20 protein-coding genes, 1 tRNA gene and 1 pseudogene are annotated in these 18,992 nt (G+C 69.4%); 15 read left to right on the plus strand and 7 right to left on the minus strand.

Features of this window, described 5'->3' with window-relative positions:
• Nucleotides 1-425 (minus strand): annotated as a pseudogene (locus HLA95_RS12940) (IS5 family transposase); the annotation flags it as partial.
• A gap of 83 nt (nt 426-508) precedes the next feature.
• Here HLA95_RS12940 and HLA95_RS12945 point away from each other — a divergent pair.
• The 4 genes from HLA95_RS12945 to HLA95_RS12960 all read left to right on the plus strand — a co-directional run bounded on the left by HLA95_RS12945 (nt 509) and on the right by HLA95_RS12960 (nt 3,866).
• Complete coding sequence (locus tag HLA95_RS12945) at nt 509-757, plus strand: GNAT family N-acyltransferase (protein WP_222183573.1); 249 nt, start codon at nt 509-511, stop codon at nt 755-757.
• A 341-nt stretch (nt 758-1,098) separates the two neighbouring features.
• Nucleotides 1,099-1,908, plus strand: a complete 810-nt coding sequence (locus HLA95_RS12950) for a transglutaminase-like domain-containing protein (protein ID WP_191058613.1) — start codon at nt 1,099-1,101, stop codon at nt 1,906-1,908.
• 90 nt (nt 1,909-1,998) lie between these two features.
• Nucleotides 1,999-3,183: an alpha-hydroxy acid oxidase gene (locus HLA95_RS12955; RefSeq protein WP_191058612.1), complete on the plus strand. Its 1,185-nt coding sequence runs from the start codon at nt 1,999-2,001 to the stop codon at nt 3,181-3,183.
• Nucleotides 3,180-3,866: an RraA family protein gene (locus HLA95_RS12960; protein ID WP_191058611.1), complete on the plus strand. Its 687-nt coding sequence runs from the start codon at nt 3,180-3,182 to the stop codon at nt 3,864-3,866. Before HLA95_RS12955 ends, HLA95_RS12960 begins: the two co-directional genes overlap by 4 nt.
• Before the next feature lie 13 nt (nt 3,867-3,879).
• Here the strand turns inward: HLA95_RS12960 and HLA95_RS12965 are convergent, their stop codons facing one another.
• Both HLA95_RS12965 and galE read right to left on the minus strand, forming a co-directional pair.
• Nucleotides 3,880-4,806 carry an AEC family transporter gene (locus tag HLA95_RS12965; protein WP_191058610.1) on the minus strand — a complete coding sequence of 309 codons (927 nt, stop codon included), beginning with the start codon at nt 4,804-4,806 and terminating at the stop codon, nt 3,880-3,882.
• Between the two features lie 5 nt (nt 4,807-4,811).
• Nucleotides 4,812-5,816, minus strand: a complete 1,005-nt coding sequence (gene galE, locus HLA95_RS12970) for a UDP-glucose 4-epimerase GalE (protein ID WP_191058609.1) — start codon at nt 5,814-5,816, stop codon at nt 4,812-4,814.
• Between the two features lie 218 nt (nt 5,817-6,034).
• Between galE and HLA95_RS12975 the strand changes: the two genes are divergently transcribed.
• From HLA95_RS12975 to HLA95_RS12985, 3 genes are all read left to right on the plus strand, one after another.
• Nucleotides 6,035-7,885 (plus strand): ABC transporter ATP-binding protein, encoded by a 1,851-nt coding sequence (locus HLA95_RS12975; RefSeq protein WP_191058608.1) that lies wholly within the window; start codon nt 6,035-6,037, stop codon nt 7,883-7,885.
• Between the two features lie 75 nt (nt 7,886-7,960).
• A complete protein-coding gene (cueR, locus tag HLA95_RS12980; RefSeq protein ID WP_159715501.1) occupies nt 7,961-8,353 on the plus strand; it encodes a Cu(I)-responsive transcriptional regulator in 393 nt (130 codons plus the stop codon).
• Between the two features lie 255 nt (nt 8,354-8,608).
• A complete protein-coding gene (locus tag HLA95_RS12985; RefSeq protein ID WP_222183575.1) occupies nt 8,609-9,616 on the plus strand; it encodes an OmpA family protein in 1,008 nt (335 codons plus the stop codon).
• A 50-nt stretch (nt 9,617-9,666) separates the two neighbouring features.
• Here the strand turns inward: HLA95_RS12985 and HLA95_RS12990 are convergent, their stop codons facing one another.
• Entirely contained in the window at nt 9,667-10,470 is an 804-nt protein-coding gene (locus HLA95_RS12990; RefSeq protein WP_191058606.1) for a 2-keto-4-pentenoate hydratase, read from the minus strand.
• A gap of 93 nt (nt 10,471-10,563) precedes the next feature.
• Between HLA95_RS12990 and HLA95_RS12995 the strand changes: the two genes are divergently transcribed.
• The 6 genes from HLA95_RS12995 (at nt 10,564) to HLA95_RS13020 (ending at nt 13,996) form a co-directional block, all read left to right on the plus strand.
• Nucleotides 10,564-10,989, plus strand: a complete 426-nt coding sequence (locus HLA95_RS12995; RefSeq protein ID WP_191058605.1) for a GNAT family acetyltransferase — start codon at nt 10,564-10,566, stop codon at nt 10,987-10,989.
• Nucleotides 10,990-11,100: 111 nt separating this feature from the next.
• On the plus strand, nt 11,101-11,829 hold the full coding sequence (gene rph / locus HLA95_RS13000) for a ribonuclease PH (protein WP_191058604.1): 729 nt from the start codon (nt 11,101-11,103) through the stop codon (nt 11,827-11,829).
• The gene (rdgB, locus tag HLA95_RS13005) at nt 11,826-12,437 is read left to right on the plus strand and encodes an RdgB/HAM1 family non-canonical purine NTP pyrophosphatase (protein ID WP_191058603.1); all 612 of its coding nucleotides are present in this window, start codon (nt 11,826-11,828) and stop codon (nt 12,435-12,437) included. The genes rph and rdgB overlap by 4 nt, the downstream gene beginning before the upstream one ends.
• A 7-nt stretch (nt 12,438-12,444) precedes the next feature.
• Entirely contained in the window at nt 12,445-13,377 is a 933-nt protein-coding gene (locus tag HLA95_RS29125; protein ID WP_222183577.1) for a hypothetical protein, read from the plus strand.
• 66 nt (nt 13,378-13,443) lie between these two features.
• Nucleotides 13,444-13,519, plus strand: a tRNA-Ala gene (locus HLA95_RS13015).
• A gap of 141 nt (nt 13,520-13,660) precedes the next feature.
• Nucleotides 13,661-13,996, plus strand: coding sequence for a hypothetical protein (locus HLA95_RS13020; RefSeq protein WP_191062621.1), 336 nt, complete (start codon nt 13,661-13,663; stop codon nt 13,994-13,996).
• A gap of 16 nt (nt 13,997-14,012) precedes the next feature.
• Here the strand turns inward: HLA95_RS13020 and HLA95_RS13025 are convergent, their stop codons facing one another.
• From HLA95_RS13025 to folK, 3 genes are all read right to left on the minus strand, one after another.
• The gene (locus HLA95_RS13025) at nt 14,013-14,828 is read right to left on the minus strand and encodes an aminotransferase class IV (protein WP_222183579.1); all 816 of its coding nucleotides are present in this window, start codon (nt 14,826-14,828) and stop codon (nt 14,013-14,015) included.
• 110 nt (nt 14,829-14,938) lie between these two features.
• The gene (locus HLA95_RS13030) at nt 14,939-16,045 is read right to left on the minus strand and encodes a calcium-binding protein (protein WP_191061500.1); all 1,107 of its coding nucleotides are present in this window, start codon (nt 16,043-16,045) and stop codon (nt 14,939-14,941) included.
• Nucleotides 16,046-16,221: 176 nt separating this feature from the next.
• Nucleotides 16,222-16,734 (minus strand): 2-amino-4-hydroxy-6-hydroxymethyldihydropteridine diphosphokinase, encoded by a 513-nt coding sequence (gene folK / locus HLA95_RS13035; protein WP_191061501.1) that lies wholly within the window; start codon nt 16,732-16,734, stop codon nt 16,222-16,224.
• 191 nt (nt 16,735-16,925) lie between these two features.
• Here folK and HLA95_RS13040 point away from each other — a divergent pair, with 191 nt between their 5' ends.
• Both HLA95_RS13040 and HLA95_RS13045 read left to right on the plus strand, forming a co-directional pair.
• A complete protein-coding gene (locus HLA95_RS13040) occupies nt 16,926-17,651 on the plus strand; it encodes a TerC family protein (protein ID WP_191061502.1) in 726 nt (241 codons plus the stop codon).
• Between the two features lie 124 nt (nt 17,652-17,775).
• Nucleotides 17,776-18,915, plus strand: a complete 1,140-nt coding sequence (locus tag HLA95_RS13045; protein WP_191058283.1) for a calcium-binding protein — start codon at nt 17,776-17,778, stop codon at nt 18,913-18,915.
• The last annotated feature ends 77 nt before the right edge of the window (nt 18,916-18,992 follow it).

Below are 18,992 nucleotides of genomic sequence, written 5' to 3' on the forward strand. Positions count from 1 at the left end.
CAGGGCGAACGCGACGGGCCGGCCACGATCATCGGCCAGGCAATGAACCTTCGACGTGCGGCCGCCGCGCGCGCGGCCGATCGCCTGGCACCATTCACCCCCTTGCCGCCAGAAGCGGAGCGATGGGCTTTGACGTAGGTGCTGTCGAGCGCAAGCTCGGCCGGGATGGTTCCCGTGCTGGCCATGCGCTGGAACAGGCGCTGCCACAGGCCACGCCGCGACCATCGGTTGTAGCGGTTGTAGATGGTCGTGGCGGGGCCGTAGTCTGGCGGCACATCCCGCCAACGGCAGCCAGTCTTGAGCACGTGCAGGATCCCGCTGATCACCCGCCGGTCGTCGACCCTGGGCCGTCCCGGCCGGCCATGGGGCAGATGCGGCTCGATCCGCGCCCAGGCCGCGTCCGACAGCCAGTACAGATGTGCCATCCGCCATACCCTCCTCAGCCTGCGTCCCTGATCAGCCGACTAAAAGCCATGAAGCTGCAGAAGGTTGTTTGAGTTCCCTACCTATGGGCCCATGCCTGCATGACGGTAGGTACGAACTCCGCCAGGCTCGGGACCGGGCCGAGATCGCCGCCGCCCAGACGCTGCGCTACCGGGTATTCATGGAAGAAGGCGGGGCCATGGCCGATATGGCGAGGCGGTCGCTGCGGCGGGACATCGACCGGCTCGAGGCGTATTGCGACCACCTGATCGTGATCGACCGTGCCGCATCCGGCCAGATCGGTCCGCCGTGCTCGGCAACTATTGGCTCCTGAGAACAGGGCACCCAGCCCCGGGGATCAGCTGCGGCCAAGCGGTAGGGCGACGCCTGCGTCGCCCATTGCAGAATGGGCAGCATGGCATCCAGCGGCGTCGCCGAGCGGCTCAGGAGGTTCATGACCACGAAGACCTGGGTGCGAGCAGGCCGAACTCATGTGTCGGAAGATATTGAAGCGGCCGGGCAGCGATGCCTGCCCCGCACCGACGCCGGCTCTGGTATGACATGTGCATGGTGAACGGGTGCCGGACGAGTGGCAGCCAGACCATGGCAGCCTGACGGTCGGAAGCCGGCGCAACTTGCGGCGGACGGGCACAGGCAGGACAGGGAGCAGGTCTCATGCGCATCCGGGTCGGCTACGAGATGGCCTACGACTTCCCGCAGCCCACCCCGATGATCTTGATGCTGCATGTCCACTGGTCGAGGGTTGGAGACCTCGAGATGCCGGACCATCTGATCACGCGGCCATCGATCCCGCTGCACGGCTATCGGGACAGCTTCGGCAACTGGTGCAGCCGGCTGGTGGCGCCCGCCGGCAGCGTCCATTTCTCCACGTCCGCTGTGATCCGTGATCGCGGGCAGGCCGATCCGCTCGACCAGGATGCCATCCAGCACGCGGTGGAGGATCTGCCGGACGACACCATCATGTTCCTGCTGGGCAGCCGCTACTGCGACACCGATCTTCTGTTCGACGAGGCGTGGCGCCTGTTCGGCCAGACCCGGCCCGGCTGGGCGCGCGTGCAGGCGATCTGCGACTTCGTCCACGACCACATCACGTTCGGCTACCCGCACGCACGGCCGACCCGGACCGCCCATGACGCTTTTCGAGAGAAAGTCGGGGTGTGTCGCGATTATGCCCATCTCGCGGTCACCTTCTGCCGCTGCATGAACATCCCGGCCCGCTACTGCACCGGCTACATCAGCGACATCAGCCTGCCGCCACCCCATGCGCCCATGGACTTCGCCGCCTGGATCGAGGTGTTCCTGGGCGGGCGCTGGCACGTGTTCGACCCGCGCAACAATGCGCCCCGGATCGGCCGGATCCTGATCGCGCGGGGCCGCGACGCCGCCGACGTGCCGCTGACCCACACGTTCGGCCCGGGCAGGCTCACCCGCTTCGAAGTGGTGACCGACGAGATCCCGGACTGACCATCGCCGGCCCATCCGCCGGTTGACCGGGGCGCGCGCCAGTGCCTAGTTGCCGCTCAAGACAAGCGGCGAGCGGGGAGGCAGCCGGGCATGGACCGGGATCAGCTCATCCGGCGCCACGTCAGCGTGATGGGGTTCCGCCGGGCCGCGATGCGTGCGCTGCCGCGGCCGATGTTCGACTTCACCGATGGCGGGGCCGAGGACGAGATCACGCTTCGGCGCAACGAGGCGGCGTTCCACGAGCCGGCACTCCTGCCCCGGCCGCTGCAGGGCGTGGCGGACCGGGACTTGTCGGTCGAGCTGTTCGGCAAGACGCTCGCCATGCCGGTCATGATCGGCCCGACCGGGCTCTCTGGGATGCTGTGGCCGGACGGCGAGCTCGAATCGCATCGCGCTGCCACCGCCGCCGGCACCGCGTTCTGCCTGAGCCATGCCTCGACCGTGCCGCTCGAGGCGCTGCCGAAGACCGGCAACCGCTGGATGCAGGTGTTCGTCTACAAGGACCGCGGCTTCACCCGCTCGCTGGCCGACCGGGCGCAGGAGGCCGGCTACGACGCGCTGGTGCTCACGATCGACAACCAGACGCTCGGCCAGCGCGAGCGTGACGTACGCAACGGCTTCTCGATCCCGCCCAAGCTGCTGGTCAAGGTGATGGCGGCGATGGCGATCCGGCCGAGCTGGCTGTGGCGGATGCGCGAGCGGCGCGACTTCACCTTCGCCAACTACACCGGGATCGAGGGCGGGGCGGACCGCAACACGCTGGCCGGGCGGATGAACGCGCTGCTCGACCCGACCATGTCCTGGGCTGATGTCGCGATGCTGCGCCGGCACTGGCCGGGCCCGCTGATCCTCAAGGGCATCCTCCACCCCGCCGACATCCAGCTCGCGGTGGATCACGGCGTGGACGGGGTGATCGTGTCCAACCATGGCGGCCGCCAGCTCGACCGCGCCGCGGCCGGGCTGGATGCGCTGCCGGCGATCGCTGCGGCCGCCAAGGGTCGGCTCAAGGTACTGCTGGACGGTGGGATACGCCGCGGCGTGGACGTGCTGATCGCCAAGGCGATGGGGGCGGATGCCTGCCTGATCGCCCGGCCGCAGCTCTGGGGGCTGGCGGTGGCCGGCGAGACCGGGGTGGCGGCGGTGCTGGAGATCCTGCGCCGCGACCTCGACCGCGCCTTGTGCCTGTGCGGCGTCACCCGGTTCGTCGATGCCGACGCCGACCTCCTGGCCCCCGGCATTGTTCCTCCCAACCTGCCCAAGGCGATTGCCGCATGATCGACGAAGCCCCGATCCTCACCGTGGCCAGGAGCTTCGAGCGCCCGCCAGCCGAACTGGTGGAGCAGCTCTCCGGGATGCTGACCAGCCAGATCGTGGACGCCATGGGCGGCAGCGGCGCGCTGGACTGGCGGATCAAGCCGATCGTGCCGGGCCAGGACCGGTTCTGCGGCGTGGCCCGCACCTCCGACTGCGGCCCGTGCGACAACTTGGCCCTGATGGCGTCGATCGCTGACTGCCGGCCGGGCGACGTGCTGGTGACCGCCACCGCCGGCTACGAGAAGGCGGCGGTGACCGGCGACCTGACCCTCGGCATGGCCCACAACCAGGGCGTGGTCGGCTTCGTCACCGACGGGATGGTGCGCGACCTGGAAGGCATCCGCGACGTCGGCCTGCCCTGCTTCGCCAGGGGCCTGGTACCCAACTCGCCGGCGCGCAGCGGCCCCGGCACGGTGGACCTGCCGATCGTGCTGGGCGACGTGGTGGTGCGCTCCGGCGACGTGATCGTGGGCGACCCGGACGGGGTGGTGATCGTGCCGCGGGAACGGCTGGCCCAAGTGGTCGAGGCGCTGGCCCAGGTGCGCGCGGCGGAGGCCGAGACCCTGCAGAAGGTGCAAGGCGGCCTGACCGTGTTCCCGTTCATGGCGGAATTGCTGGCGAGCGGACGGGTGCGCCGGGTCTGATCCCGGCACCCTTTCAGCCGACGAGCAGCACCACGGCCGGCAGGACCAGCAGGGCCAGCACCGACTGCGCCACGATCAGGCCGGCCATCAGCTCCGCATCGGCGCCCAGCTGCCTTGCCAGGAGGTAAGAGGCGGGTGCCGTGGGCAGGGCGAAGAACAAGGTGATCGCCCCGGTCACCACCGGCTCCAGGCCGAACAGCCTGGCCTGCCCGTAGGCCAGGGCCGGCAGCAGCAGGAACTTGGCGAACGCGGTGGACGCGAGCGCTGCCGGGCGGGGCAGGGCGCTCGGGGCGAGTGCCAGGGCGGCGCCCACCACGATCAGCCCGCAGACGATGCCGGCCTGGCCCAGCATCGCCAGGGTGCGCTCAACCGGCGCGAACAGGTCCAGGCCGCTCGCCTTCCAGGCCAAGCCCGCGGCCGATGCCTGGATCAGCGGGTTGCGGGCCAGCTCGGTGCCGAGCTGGCGCAGGCTCGGCCGCGCCTTGCCGGCATGGGCCAGCAGCACGACCACGCTCACCGTGTTGGCGACGATCACCGCGAAGGTGGACACCATCGCACCGGCAGCGAGGCCGATCGGGCCGAACAGCGGCAGGAGCAGCGAGAAGCCCAGGAAGTTGTTGAAGCGCATCGATGCCTGGACATGCGGCCCCACCTCGGCCGCCGGCACGGCCGCATGGCGGCACCATGCGAGCATGGCGAAGGTAGTGAGCAGGATCGAGCTCGCGGTGAGCAGGAGCAGCGGCAGGACCGCGGCGCCGGGCACGGCCGAGGATGCGAGGTTCTGGAACAGGAGGGCCGGCAGGAACACGTGATAGGCGATCCGTTCCAGGCCGCTGCGCAGGCCAGCATCGATCCGCCCGCTGCGCTGGCCGAGATAGCCGCCCAGGATCAGCAGCAGCACCGGCACGAACGCGTACAGGACCTCGCCGGTCCGCCCCACGCCGGTCAGCCCTGGGCCTGCATCCCCTTCAGCTTCTGCTCCCAGGCCCAAGCATGGGCGATGATCGTCTCCAGGTCGTCGAACTGCGGCCGGAAGCCCAACACCTCGCGAATCTTCCGCCCGTCCGCCACCAGCCGGGCCGGATCGCCTGGCCGCCGCGGCCCCTCGCCCACCGGGAAGTCGACCCCGGTCACCCGCTGGCAGGTGTCCAGCACTTCCTGAACGCTGAAGCCCCGGCCATAGCCGCAATTGAGCGCCATCGACGCCCCGCCGTCCAACAGGTGGCGCAGGGCATCGACATGCGCCCGGGCCAGGTCGGTCACATGAACATAGTCGCGGATGCAGGTGCCATCCGGGGTCGGATAGTCCCGCCCGTGGATCGCCATCTTCTCGCGCAGCCCCGCCGCGGTCATGCAGGCGAGCTTGACCAGATGGCCGTTGTCCGGGGTCGCCTCGCCGATCTCGCCCTCAGGATCGGCCCCGGCCACGTTGAAGTAGCGCAAGGCCAGCCAGTTCCCGCCGGACGCCGCCATCAGGTCGGCCAGCATTCGCTCGGCCATCAGCTTGGAGGCGCCGTAGGGGTTGATGGGGCTGAGCGGTGCCGTCTCGGGGATCGGGTGGAGGTCCGGCTCGCCATAGACCGCGGCGGTGGAGGAGAACACCACCTTGCGGATGCCGTGGCGGACCGCGCACTCGAACAGGTTGAGCGCCGCCAGCGTGTTGTTGCGGTAATACTTGGCTGGATCGCGAACGCTCTCGCCCACCCAGATATGGGCGGCCATGTGCACGATCGCGGCGAACTTCCCGTCCGCCAGCAGACCCTCTACCGCCACCCGGTCGCCGACATCGGCCACCACCAGCTCGTCCGGCCGCACCGCCCAACGGTGTCCGGCATAGAGATTGTCCAGCGCCACCGGCGCGAAGCCCGCCCGGCGCAACTCCTTGACCACGTGGCTGCCGATATAGCCGGCACCGCCGGTCACCAGGACGCGCGTTACCTCGGTCGTCACCCGAACCCCCCCAAGCCTCACAGGCCACAGCCTCACGTTCCATAGTGCAGCGCCGGCCGCTCCGCGAGGGGCAGCGCCCGCCGCGGTTGCGGTTCAGCCCATCGATGCTCCGGCTGCGGCGAATCGCAGCCGGCAGGACATGGACGGCTGTCGAGGCTGGCCGCTATCATCGAAGGAGCCGAACCCGCGAGTCGATGGAGCCGGAGAGCCCGCAGCCGATGACCACGCCGATCCTGTCCGTCGCGAACCTGTCGACCTCGTTCCGGATGGAGCATGAATGGCGCACCGTGGTGCGTCAGGCCTCGTTCGACGTGGCGCCGGGCGAGACGGTGGCGATCGTGGGCGAATCCGGCTCGGGCAAGAGCGTCACCGCGCTCTCGATCATGCGGCTGATCCCGAAGATCGCCGGACGGATCGAGGGCAGCGTGAAGCTGGCTGGGCGCGAACTCCTGACCCTGCCCGAGCGGGAGATGCGGCAGATCCGCGGCGACGAGATCGCCATGATCTTCCAGGAGCCGATGACCAGCCTGAACCCGGTGCTGACCATCGGCTTCCAGATCGCCGAGGCGCTGGTCCAGCACCGCGGCATGTCGCGCGCCCAGGCCGAGGCGGAAACCGTGCGGCTCCTGGAGAAGGTCCGGATCCCCGCGGCCAGGTCGCGCTTCCACGAATACCCGCACCGCTTCTCCGGCGGGATGCGCCAGCGGGCGATGATCGCGATGGCGCTGGCCTGCCAGCCCAAGCTGCTGATCGCCGACGAGCCCACCACCGCCCTGGACGTCACCATCCAGGCGCAGATCCTGCAGCTCATCAAGGAGCTGCAGGACGAGAACGGCATGGCGGTCCTGTTCATCACCCATGACATGGGCGTGGTGGCCGAGATCGCCGACCGCACGGTGGTGATGTTCCGCGGCGAGATGGTGGAGGCGGGGCCGACCACCGAGATCTTCGCCCGCCCGCAACGGCCCTATACCCGTGCCCTCCTGTCGGCCGTGCCCAAGCTCGGTTCGATGGAAGGGCGGCCCCGGCCGATGCGCTTTCCCACGGTCGACATCACGACCGGCGAGTCGGACGTGCCGGGCGAGGCCGCCGACACGGTGGCGGCCGGCGCGCGCCCGGTGCTCGAGGTGGGCGGCCTGGTTACCCGCTTCGACATCCGCACCGGCCTGTTCGGCAGGGTCACCGGCCGGGTGCATGCGGTCGAGAACGTGTCCTTCGACCTGAAGGCGGGGGAGACCCTGGCGCTGGTCGGCGAATCGGGCTGCGGCAAGTCCACCACCGGCCGCTCGATCATGCGCCTGATCGAGCCGCTGGAAGGCTCGATCCTGGTGGACGGGCAAGACGTGCGCCGGATGGACAGGAGCGGGCTGCGCCTGATGCGCCGCTCGATGCAGATGATCTTCCAGGACCCGTTTTCCAGCCTGAACCCGCGCCGCAGCGTCGGCGCCTCGATCGCAGCACCACTGCTGGCGCACGGGTTGGCGAGCCGCGCGCAGGCCGAGGCGAAGGTCGCGGACCTGCTGCGCCAGGTGGGGCTGACCCCCGACATGGCGAGCCGCCTGCCGCACGAGTTCTCGGGCGGCCAGCGGCAGCGGGTCTGCATCGCCCGGGCGCTGGCGCTGGAGCCCAAGGTGATCGTAGCCGACGAATCGGTTTCCGCGCTGGACGTCTCGATCAAGGCGCAGGTGATCAACCTGATGCTCGACCTGCAGGCCCGCTACGGCCTGGCCTACCTGTTCATCTCCCACGACATGGCGGTGGTGGAGCGGGTGAGCCATCGCGTGGCCGTGATGTATCTGGGCGAGATCGTCGAGATCGGCCCGCGCGCCGCGGTGTTCGGCGACCCGCGCCATCCCTACACGCGCAAGCTCCTGGCGGCCGTGCCGGTGGCGGACCCGGCCAGGCGCGGCGAGCGGCGCGAGGTCTCCCAGGACGAGATCAAGAGCCCGGTCCGCCCGCCGGACTACGAGCCGCCGCACCGGACCTATCAGGAAGTGTCGCCCGGCCACGTCGTCCAGGTCTGGGGCGAGGAATGGGAGCAGCCGGCGGCGGCACGCCGGGCCGCGTGATCCGGGACTTGCCTTGCCGCCTCGCTGTCGCGACATCAGGACGGTTGCGACGGGCTTTGGCGAGGAGGTCGGCCGGTGAATATCGGGCAGGCGGCGGAGCGGTCGGGGCTGCCGGCCAAGACGATCCGCTACTACGAGCAGATCGGGCTGATCGATCCGCCGGCCAGGCGGAGCAGCAACTATCGCGATTATGACGAGACCGACGTCCAGACGCTGCTGTTCATCCAGCGCGCCCGCTCGCTGGGCTTCTCGATCGACGACTGCCGTGACCTGCTGGCCCTTTACCGCGCCCGCGACCGCAGTGCCGCCGAGGTGAAGGCGCTGGCGCTGACCAGGATCGGCCAGATTGACAGCAAGATCGGCGAGCTCATGTCGATCCGGGCCACCCTGTCGGCCCTGGCCGACCGCTGCGCCGGCGACGACCGCCAGGAATGCGCGATCCTGGCGGATCTCTCGCGGGCCGGCTGATCCGGCCAGGCATTCCGGTCGGACGATCCGGGTGCGCCTGGCGAGGGTGCGCAAGTAACATATCAAGCGAAGTTCGATATCCGGAAAGATGATCCCCTTGCAAATGCACAGAATATTCTGTGCAATTACATAAGTTAATCAGTGATAATATTGCAGCATTCGCTCGGCCGAGTTCTGCGGCTGAGTGGAAAGTCTATCATGGGGAAGAAATCTCATGTGGAGTCGCTGAACAACGCCTCCAAAGGGAGCAATGCCATGGTCCGCGCAGCAGGAATCCGCACCGCAGGTGTCTGCCTGATGCTGAGCATGATCGCGCCGGCCGCCTATGCGCAGTCAGGCTCCGCGGCCCAGCCCATGACTGAGGGCGGTGGCGGGATCACGGCGGAGCAGAGCGTCTATCAGGTCTTCTTCCCGCTCGGCAGCGCCGAGCTCGACAGCGAGGCGATGTCGACGATCGCCGCCGCCGCAAACTGGTACAAGCTGGGCGGAGCACCCAGCATCTCCGTGACCGGCCATACCGACACGACCGGCGGTGCTGCGATCAACGAGGAAGTGTCCCAGCGCCGCGCGCAGGCCGTCGCCGATGCGCTGGTCGGCTTCGGCGTGTCCGAAGCCGCGATCACCCAGAATGCCGTTGGCCAGAACGACCTGCTCGTGCCGACGGGCGAGGGCGTCGCCGAGCGGGAGAACCGTCGCGTCGAGATCAGGCTGGAGCCGGCGCAGCCGGAGGAGCAGCCGGTAGCCGAGGCTTCCCCACCCATGGCCGAGACCGGACCGGTCGAGGAAGTCGCCGATGTCGTCCGCCGCGGCAAGTTCGGCATCGGGTTCTACTACGGCGCCAACCTGCTCGACGAGGGTGACGCTTCCGGCCAGGACACGCGCCATGTCACGCATCTGCTCGGCCTGAACCTCACCTTCGACTACCTGCTGCTCGACTGGCTGAACCTGTCGCTGGAGCAGGCCGGCTTCTACAATGTCGACACGGACGACGACGGTATCGGCGGCCGGACCGCGGCGGGCCTCGACTTCGTGTTCCCCGTGAGCGAAGGCGGCTTCGGCACGATCACGAGCTTCCTGCCCTATGTCGGCGTGAATCTGGGCGGCATCTACGGCAAGGGCCTGGAAGACGATTTCTTCTGGGGGCCGGAGATCGGCCTGAACCTCGGCCCGATCCAGGCGAAGATCGCCTATGACGTGCCCTTCGACCGCGACTTCGACGAGGGCATCATCTCCACGACGATCGGCGTCGGCATCCCGTTCTAGCTAAATCCTGGCTGGAGGCCGGCGGCGGACGATCCCCGCCGGCTGTCCCGTCACGGGCCGAAGCGGAGCTTCAGGCCGCCCAGTGCCCCGAAGTCGACCTCGACCTCGTCGCCGGGCTCGATCGGCACCGGCACCATGCAGGTGCCGGTGGTGACCATCTGCCCGGCCTTGAGCGTGATCCCCTGCCGGGACAATTCATTGGCGAGCCAGGTGAGGGCTGCGAGCGGGTCGCCCAGCACGTTGGCGCCGAGCCCGGTGCGCTCCAGGCGGACCTCCCCGTCGCGCCGGACCGTGGCAGTGGGCGCGAATGCGACGAGGTCCAGCCTGCGCCAGTCGGCAGAGGCCGCGGCGCCATGGGCGAACTGGTGGGCGCAGGCATTGTCGGCGAGCAACTGGGCCTCGCCCGCGGTGGCGAAATCCTCGAAGCGCGAATCGGGGACCTCGATCGCCGGATGAAGGCTGCCGATCGCCGCCAGCACCTCGTCCGGCCGGTAGTCGGCCGGGCGGGGCGGCAGGTCCTCGGCCATGCGGAAGGCGAACTCGGGCTCGGCCACCTTCATCTCGTTGCCGAGGAGCGAGACGGTCGTGCCGGGCGCCAGCACGCGCTCCTGAAGGATGCGCCCGGCCAGCGGCCCGTCCACCCCGATATGGGCCTGGCCGGCCAAGCTGGTGGCGGCGATCTTCCAGCCGAACAGCGGCGACGCGCTGCGCTCCTCCAGATGGGCCTGTACCGCATAGCCGTCCGCCCGGGTCTTGGGCAGCATCTCGTCCGGGATCGCGGGCAGCTTCCAGCCCTCCTGCCAGCAGCGGAACAGGAGGTCGGATGCGGCCCTGGTGCTGGCATCGGCGGTCATGAGCGCTTCCTTGCTGTTGTCGCCGCTGGCGGCTTGCGCGGCCGAACCTACGTGCTTTCCTGCCCGAGGTGGAGCGCCCGCGGCGGGAAGGACATGGCGATGTGGATCGGCCCGGCCCGGCCGGAGCAGCGGCAGGCGGTGGTGGAGCTGTGGCAGGCAGCCGGGCTCACCGTCCCGCACAACGACCCGGTGGCCGATTTCGACCAGGCGCGTGGCCGTGAAGGCTCCGACGTCCTGGTGGGCATGTTGGGCGCGCGGCTGGCGGGGGCGGTGATGGTCGGCCATGACGGCCACCGCGGCTGGCTCTATTACCTGGCGGTAGCGCCGGAACTGCGCGGCCGGGGCCATGGCCGTGCCCTGGTCGCCGCGGCCGAGGCCTGGCTCGCCGGGCACGGGATCCGCAAGGTCCAGCTCATGGTCCGCGCGGATAACCGGGCGGTCTGCGGCTTCTATGCCCGGATCGGCTATGCCGAAGCGCCGGTGACGACCCTGGCGAAGTGGCTCGATCCGCCCGGCTGAGCAGGGCATGGGTGCAGGCCGCGCTTGCGCCCACGGGACCCGTTGTGCCATCGCCGCATCTCGCGGTGCCGCTGGCGCATCGCATGCGGTTATCGAAGGACAAGCGAGGCGATGAGGACGGATGGTCGGCTGGCGGATGCGCTGCGGCCGGTGGTGATCGAGATGGGCGTGAACCGGCACGCGGAAGGCTCCTGCATCGTGTCGTTCGGCCATACGCGGGTGCTGTGCACGGCCACCGTGGAGGAGCGCGTTCCGCCCTTCCTGCGCAATACCGGCAAGGGCTGGGTGACCGCCGAGTACGCGATGCTGCCGCGCTCGACCCATTCCCGCTCCCAGCGCGAGGTCGCCAAGGGCCGGCAGAGCGGGCGGACCATGGAGATCCAGCGGCTGATCGGCCGCTCGCTGCGCGCCGTCACCCTGCTGGACCATCTGGGCGAGCGGCAGATCGTGGTCGACTGCGATGTGCTGCAGGCCGATGGCGGCACCCGCACCGCCTCCATCACCGGCGCCTATGTCGCCCTGCACGAGGCGCTGCAGAAGCTGGTCGCGAAGGGCGACCTGAAGCGGCTGCCGCTGCGCGAGCCGGTGGCCGCCGTGTCCTGCGGCCTGGTCAAGGGCGAGGCCCTGCTCGACCTCGACTACAGCGAGGACAACGGTGCCGAGGCCGATGCCAATTTCGTGCTCACCCGCTCGGGCAAGATCGTCGAGATGCAGGTGACCGCCGAGGAGGCACCCCTGGAGCCGGCCCAGATCCAGGCCATGCAGCGCTTGGCCGAGAGCGGGGTGACGCGGCTGGTCGAGCGGCAGCTGGCCGCCCTGGCCGAGGCCGGCTTCGCATGAGCCGGCGCCTCCTCGAGCCCAAGCTGGTAGTGGCGACCCACAACCAGGGCAAGCTGAAGGAGCTGCGCAGCCTCCTGGGCGACCATCCGGTGGAGCTGGTGAGTGCGGGCGAGCTCGGCCTGCCGGAGCCGGCCGAGACGGAGACGAGCTTTGCCGGCAATGCCCGGATCAAGGCGCACGCCGCGGCCAAGGCCAGCGGCCTGCCGGCCCTGGCTGACGACAGCGGTATCGCCTGTCGCGGCCTGGACGGTGCGCCCGGCGTCTGGTCGGCAGACTGGGCAGCCCCGGACAAGGACTTCACCCAGGCGATGGCGCGGGTCGTGCGTGAGCTGGAAGCACGCTTCGGCAGCTGGGACGCAGCCGACCGGCAGGCCGCCTTCGTGAGCTGCCTCTGCCTTGCCTGGCCGGATGGCCATGAGGAACTGGTCCAGGCCGAGGTCGCCGGCACGCTAGTAGCCAGCCCGCGCGGCACTGGCGGCTTCGGCTACGATCCCATCTTCGTACCCGACGGCGAGAGCCGGACGTTCGGCGAGATGACACCTGCCGAGAAGAATGCGCTCAGCCACCGCACCCGTGCCTTCCGCCTGCTGAAGGAGCGCTGCTTCTAGCGCGCCGGTGACCAGTCCGCCCGCCGGGCTGTTCCTCCGCCCGGCCCCTGCCGACCCGGGCCTCGTGCGCCTGCGTACCGCACTCGGCCGAGCACTCGCCACCGTGCCCGGGGCGCGCTTTGCCAGCCTGTTCCTGGATGCGCCGGCCGCCATCGCCGCGCCCGCGGTGGCGGCGCTGCGGGCGCAACTGAACGGGGGCGGCTGGCTCGTACCCGATGTCGAGGTGACCTGGCATGGCCCGACGGCCTCCCCGGCAGCGCTGAGGGCCCTGGGCGTCACCCGCCGATCCCTGCCGGGGCCGCCGAGCCTGCGGGGCGCCAGGCCCGTCATGAAGCTCGCAATCGAGCTCAGCCAGGCGGATCTCCGGCACCCGCCTGACGATGCCTGGATGCGGCGGATGCTGGCGGCCGGTGTGGTCCATCTGGGACTGAGCGGCAGCGGGCTCCCGGCTGCCTCCGTGGCGCTTCTGGACCGGCTCCTGCGCGCCCACGGGTTCTGCCGCTACGAGACCCTGCACTGGGCGCGGCCCGGCCACGAGGCACGCTGGCTCCTGGATGCACGACAGGGCCGGGCGATCATGGGGCTTGGGCCGGGCGCCTATGGCCGTTGGCCGGATGCGGTCGGCTGGCGCTGGTGGCGCTCGAGCGGGGCCGCAGCCTGGTGCCGCGCGGTGGATCGGGGCGGGGACGGGCGCGGCCGCCTGCACCGGCTGACGGCAGAGGAGCGGGCGCAGGAAAGATTGATCGACGGGTTGCGCCTGGCCGAGGGCATCATGCCTGCCGCAATCGAGGCGGAGACCGGCCTCCTGCGCTCCGCCTGGCTGGACGAGGATGCGCTGGCCCGGCTGCGTGCCTCAGGCCGGCTTCATGACCTGGACGGCCGGCTGATTGCCGCCGATCCGAGCGACGCCGACGCGCTGGCCCTGGACCTGCTGCGCTGACCCGCCGGATCGGCGCGAAGCAACTCTTGCCCGATCGCGCTCGTCCCGGCATACAGGCCTCGGAACGGGGCCGTAGCTCAGCTGGGAGAGCGCGACGTTTGCACCGTCGAGGTCGTCGGTTCGATCCCGATCGGCTCCACCAGTTCCTCCGCCAGGCCCGCAGGGCTGGCCTCACTGCATCGTCAGGTTCGTGATCGCGAACATAGCCTTGCTGGCCGGTCGTGCGCCGCCCAGATGCTCCGGTAAGCCCGGTCGATCCGGACCGGGGCAGAGGAGGGCAGTCATGGCGGACACCATCAGCACCGAAGCCATCCGCAGGGAGCTGGAGCAGCAGATCGGCGAGTTGCGCCGCGAGGTCGGCCGGCTTGCCCGGTCGGTGTCGAGCCGTGGCGAGACGGCGCTCGACGAGCTGCGCGGCTCGGCCGAGGACGCCTATGAGGAGGCGTCGGAGCGGGCGCGCAAGGCGGCACGCCGGGTGCGGAAGGAGGCCCGGTTCGTGGGCGAGACGGCGCGCGAGCATCCCGGTGCCGCCGCCACCGTCCTGTCGTCGGCAGGCTTGGTGGGCTTCGTCCTGGGCTTCATCGCGAGCCAGATCCTGGCCGGCGAATCCCGCCGCTGAAGGCAAAGGCGGCGGTTCAGGCCGCCTCCAGCAGCCGTGCGGCGCGGACGGTGGCCGGGCCCGGCTGGCCGGTCCCGATCGGCTGGCCGTCCAGGGACAGGAGCGGGCGGACACCGATCAGGCAGTTGGTCAGGAAGGCCTCGTCCGCGGCCAGGAGCTCGTCGCGGCGCAGCGGCCGCTCCTCGACCGGCAGGGCGGCCAGCAGCCGACCGCGGGTGATACCCGGCAGCACGCCGCTGGCGAGGTCGGGGGTGCGAAACGTCCCGTCCTTCACGAGAAACAGGTTGGCGCTGGTGGCGCAGGCGAGATCGCCCTGCGTGTTGAGCAGGATCGCCTCGTTGGCGCCGGCGGCCAGAGCCGCCCGCAGGCATAGGATCTGGTCGAGGCAGCCCAGCGTCTTCATGCGTGACAAGGGTGAGCGCTCGTTGCGCGGGATGGCGGCAGTCGCGGCGTTGGCGGGAGCTGGCGCGGCGCCGGCCATGGGGAGGGCGCGTAGCAGGAGCATCGGCCGGCAGGGCTCGGGCGGAAGCAGGCCGCGCGGGCCGGCTCCGCGGGTCAGGGTCAGGCGGACGGCGCCATCGGCCAGCCCGGCTCTTGCCAGCACATCACGGGCCGCCCGGTCCAGTTCTGCCAGATCATAGGGCAGCGGGATGCCCAGCTCACCGGCACTGGCCGCGAGCCGTGCCGCGTGAAGGTGGAGCAGGGGGACCTTGCCGCCGCTCGCCCGCATCGTCTCGAACAGGCCGTCGCCCAGCAGCAGGCCCCGGTCCGCTGGGTCGATCCACGCTTCCTGCACCGGGCGGAGCCGGCCGTCCTGCCAAAGCCAGTCCATGGCCGGCTCCCTCCTGTCGCTTCCCGCATCTAGCCGCTCCCGGCCGGCAAAAAAAGAACCCCGGGTCCGAGGACCCGGGGCGAACGCGCGCTAGTCGAACGGGAAAGGGTTCAGGCGCCGAACCAGTTGGACGAGATCCCGGTCTGGTTCAGGACCGTCAGCAGATGGTTCTGCCCGAGGTCGATCACGGTGTTGCCGTCGATCACGGTCGCGTTGGCGACCGCACTGGCGACGGTGGCGCCACCGCGCAGGATGATCTGGTCGGCGCCGACCTGGAAGTCGGTGATGACGTCACGCTCGCCGCCGACGCGCAGGACGATGAACTGGTCGGCACCAGCGCCGCCGGTCATGGTGTCGTTGCCCCACTGGCCCCAGATCATGTCGTCGCCTTCGCCACCGTTCAGGATGTCGTCACCGACCCCGCTCGTCAGGCGATCATTGCCGGCACCGCCAAGGAGCGTGTCGTTGCCGGTCTTGCCGTCCACGATGTCGTTGCCGTTGCCGCCCTCGACCGTGTCGTCGCCCAGGCCGCCATAGAGCCGGTCGTCGCCGTCGCCGCCGAAGAGCTGGTCGTTGCCGAGTGCGCCGAACACGAGGTCGTTGCCGAACTCGCCGCGGACGATGTCGTCGCCGGCACCGCCGGTGATGGTGTCGTCGCCGGTGGCGGTGCCGAAGCTGTCGTCGCCCCAGATGATGTCGTTGCCGGTGCCGCCGTCGATATTGTCGTTGTCGGCACCGCCACGGATCAGGTCGTCGCCGTCGCCGCCGGTCAGCCGGTCGTTGCCGGCATCGCCATAGAGCTTGTCGTGGCCGGCCGCCCCGGCCAGCACGTCGTTGCCGTCGCCGCCGCGCATGAAGTCGTGGCCGTTGCCGCCCATCAGCACGTCGTTGCCGAGTTGGCCGCTCAGCACGTCGTTGCCGTCCATGCCGCGCAGGATGTCGTCGCCGTCGAAGCCGTAGAGGGTGTCGTTGCCGGCACCACCCTCGATCGTGTCCCGGCCCGACCCGCCGAACAGCCGATCATTGCCGATCCCACCGCTGATGAAATCGTCGCCGGTGCCGCCGTTGATGACGTCGTCGCCGTCCTCGCCATAGAGGAAGTCGAAACCGTCGTGACCCCAAATCTGGTCGTTGCCGAGCCCGCCACGGATCTCGTCGCTGCCGTTCGTGCCATGCAGCTCGTCGTCGAGGTCGGAGCCGGGAATGAGATTCGCCATGAAAATGTCCTCGGAGCGTCTTGGTGCTCACGAGGTTACTAAAACATTAAAAAACGGCAACTTCAAGCAACGGTTCTGCGAATATCATGATACGTCGATCAACCAAAAAGCAACCAATTCAAGAGGGTTAACGCCTGGGAGCCCGCCGGCCGCGCCGGCCACATCGTGCGGCTACGTCATGAACCTGTCATGTCGTCGGCCGCCGCACCACCCGCCTTCAGCCGCGCCAGCAGGCTGGCCACCGTCTGGCCCAGCACAGGATGGCGCCAGTTGGGCCTGATGCGGGCCAGCGGCCCCAGCACGAAGTCGCGCTCGTGCATGCGTGGATGGGGAAGGGTCAGGCCCGGCAGGTCCACCACCTCCTCGCCCAGTAGGATCAGGTCCAGGTCGATCACCCGCGGCTGCCAGGGCAGGGCTCCGGGATCGCGCACCCGGCCGAGCGCCCGCTCGATCTCCAGGAGCCTGGCCAGGATCTCCTCGGCCGGCAGCTCGGTCGCGGCGACCAGGACCCCATTCAGGTAGGGCGGGTGCTCCCGCACCGGGTCGTCGGGATGGACCAGTGCCGGCGTCTCGATCCAGCCGGAAGCCGCCAGGATCGGCCCGATCCGTACGGCGATCCGATCCAGCGCCTGGTCCAGCGCGCGGCGGCTGCCGCCGAGATTGCCGCCAAGCGCGATTGCTGCTTCCACGAAAGGCTCTCCGGCAGGGGATGCCGCCACCTGCCGGCAGCGGCGGCCGGCGTCAACGGCCGGGCCGTCGGTCACGCAAGCACAGCAGTACCGTTTCCGGCACCTTGCGCGGCGAATTCATCATGCCGCCCATGGTTCATCCTCCGCATCCCGCTACATCCCCTCCATCCGATCACGACGCCGAGAGCGCCATGGACTTTCTGGCCATCCTTTCCGATCCCGCCGCCTGGGCATCGCTCGCAGCGCTGACCGCGCTGGAGATCGTGCTGGGCATCGACAACCTGATCTTCCTGTCGATCGTCGCCAGCCGACTGCCGGTGCACCAGCAGAACGCCGCACGGCGGATCGGCCTGTCGCTCGCCCTGCTGATGCGCCTGGCGCTGCTCGCCAGCATCGCCTGGATCGTCAGCCTGACCCAGCCGATCTTCTCGGTCGGCGAGTTCGACGTCTCCTGGCGGGACATCATCATGCTGGTCGGCGGCCTGTTCCTGCTGGCCAAGGGCACGCTCGAGATCCATCACACCATGGAGGAGCAGCACAAGGAGGGCACCAAGGCCGGCAGCACCTTCACGGCCGCCATCATCCAGATCGTGCTGCTGGACATCGTGTTCTCCCTGGATTCCGTCATCACCGCCGTGGGCATGGCGGAACACCTCTCCGTCATGGTCACCGCCGTGATCATCTCGATGATCGTGATGCTGGTCGCCGCCCAGCCGGTGGGCGACTTCGTCAACCGCCACCCGACCGTGAAGATGCTGGCACTGGCCTTCCTGGTGCTGGTCGGGACCATGCTGGTCGCCGAGGGTTTCCACTTCCACGTGCCCAAGGGCTACATCTACTTCGCGATCGCCTTCTCGGCGGGCGTCGAGGCATTGAACCTGCTGGCGCGCAGGAGGCGGCTGGCCAAGGCGCACTGACGCCGCAACAGCACCGACCGTTCAGGAGCGGGCCCGCACAGGTCTTGCTCCTGAACGAATCATGTAGGATAGTTTACCCTTCTTTCATTCGTGCTCAGGTGCGACCGAAAGAAGGGATGCTTCCATGGCCAGCATCAACGGTACCGGCCGCGCCGACATCCTGTCCGGCACGCCGCAAGCGGACGTCATCTGGGCCGGGAGCGGCGACGACCAGGTGAGCGGCCGGGCCGGCCATGACCGGCTCTACGGTCAGGCCGGCGCCGATCGTATTCGTGGCGGCGACGGCAACGACCGGATCGGCGGCGGCTTCGGTGACGACCGGCTGTTCGGCGATGGCGGCGACGGCAACGATCTCCTGAACGGCAATTCCGGCGACGACGTGCTGCGCGGCGGCGCTGGTGCCGACGTCCTGGACGGTGGTGCCGGCAACGACCTGGTCTATGGCGGGCCCGGGCTCGACCGGCTGCTCGGTGGTCCCGGGATCGACACCGTGTCGTTCGCGGAAGAAACGCACGGGATGCACATCAATGTCTGCTACCGGTTCGCGGCCGACGGCAATCCGGAGGCAGGGTCGGTCCATTCCGAGGAAATGGTCGGCTTCGAGCGGATCCGGGGCAGCGCCTTCGACGATACGATCTCGGTCCTCATGAACGAGGAGCTCGACCGGGTGTTCACCCCGTTCGCCCTGTTCGGCCTCGACGGGGACGACGTCATCAACGGCGCGCATGGCGGCGACGAGATCGAGGGAAATGGCGGCAATGACTCGCTCAGCGGCTATGTCGGCAACGACCGGGTCGATGGCGGTGCCGGCGACGATCATGTCAATGGCGGTGCCGGGGCCGGTGACGACCGGCTGACAGGCGGTGCGGGAAGCGACGTGCTGTACTACGGCGCGATCTGGGCCCAGGAGGGGAGCCGGACCGGCTCGGACATCGTCACCGATTTCACCAAGGGGCCGGATCGCCTCTATCTCACCGTCGACGTCGAGGACATCTGGGGCGAAGGCACGGCTCCCGGGATCCATTGGCAGAACCGCGAACTGTTCGACGTGCTGGATACCAACCAGGACGACCGGCTGAACGGGCTGGACCAGTTCCTGGACAGCAGGATCGTCGAGGGTGTGCGCAGTCTCCAGATCGACGTCGCCGGTCTCATCGATGCCAACCTCGACGATGCGCACGTGATGAAGGGCATGTCCGACAACGACCGGCTGACGCTCCTGGGCGTGGACCATCTCGTCCTGCAGGATATGTGGAGCCGATAGACCGGCGGCGGACGGCCGTGCCAGGACACTGCCGGCACTGCCCGGATCCATGGGCGATGCAGTGGTAGCCTAATCTC

It is taken from the genome of Geminicoccus harenae, from assembly GCF_019800005.1.
In the GTDB taxonomy this organism is placed as follows: Bacteria; Pseudomonadota; Alphaproteobacteria; order Geminicoccales; family Geminicoccaceae; genus Geminicoccus; species Geminicoccus harenae.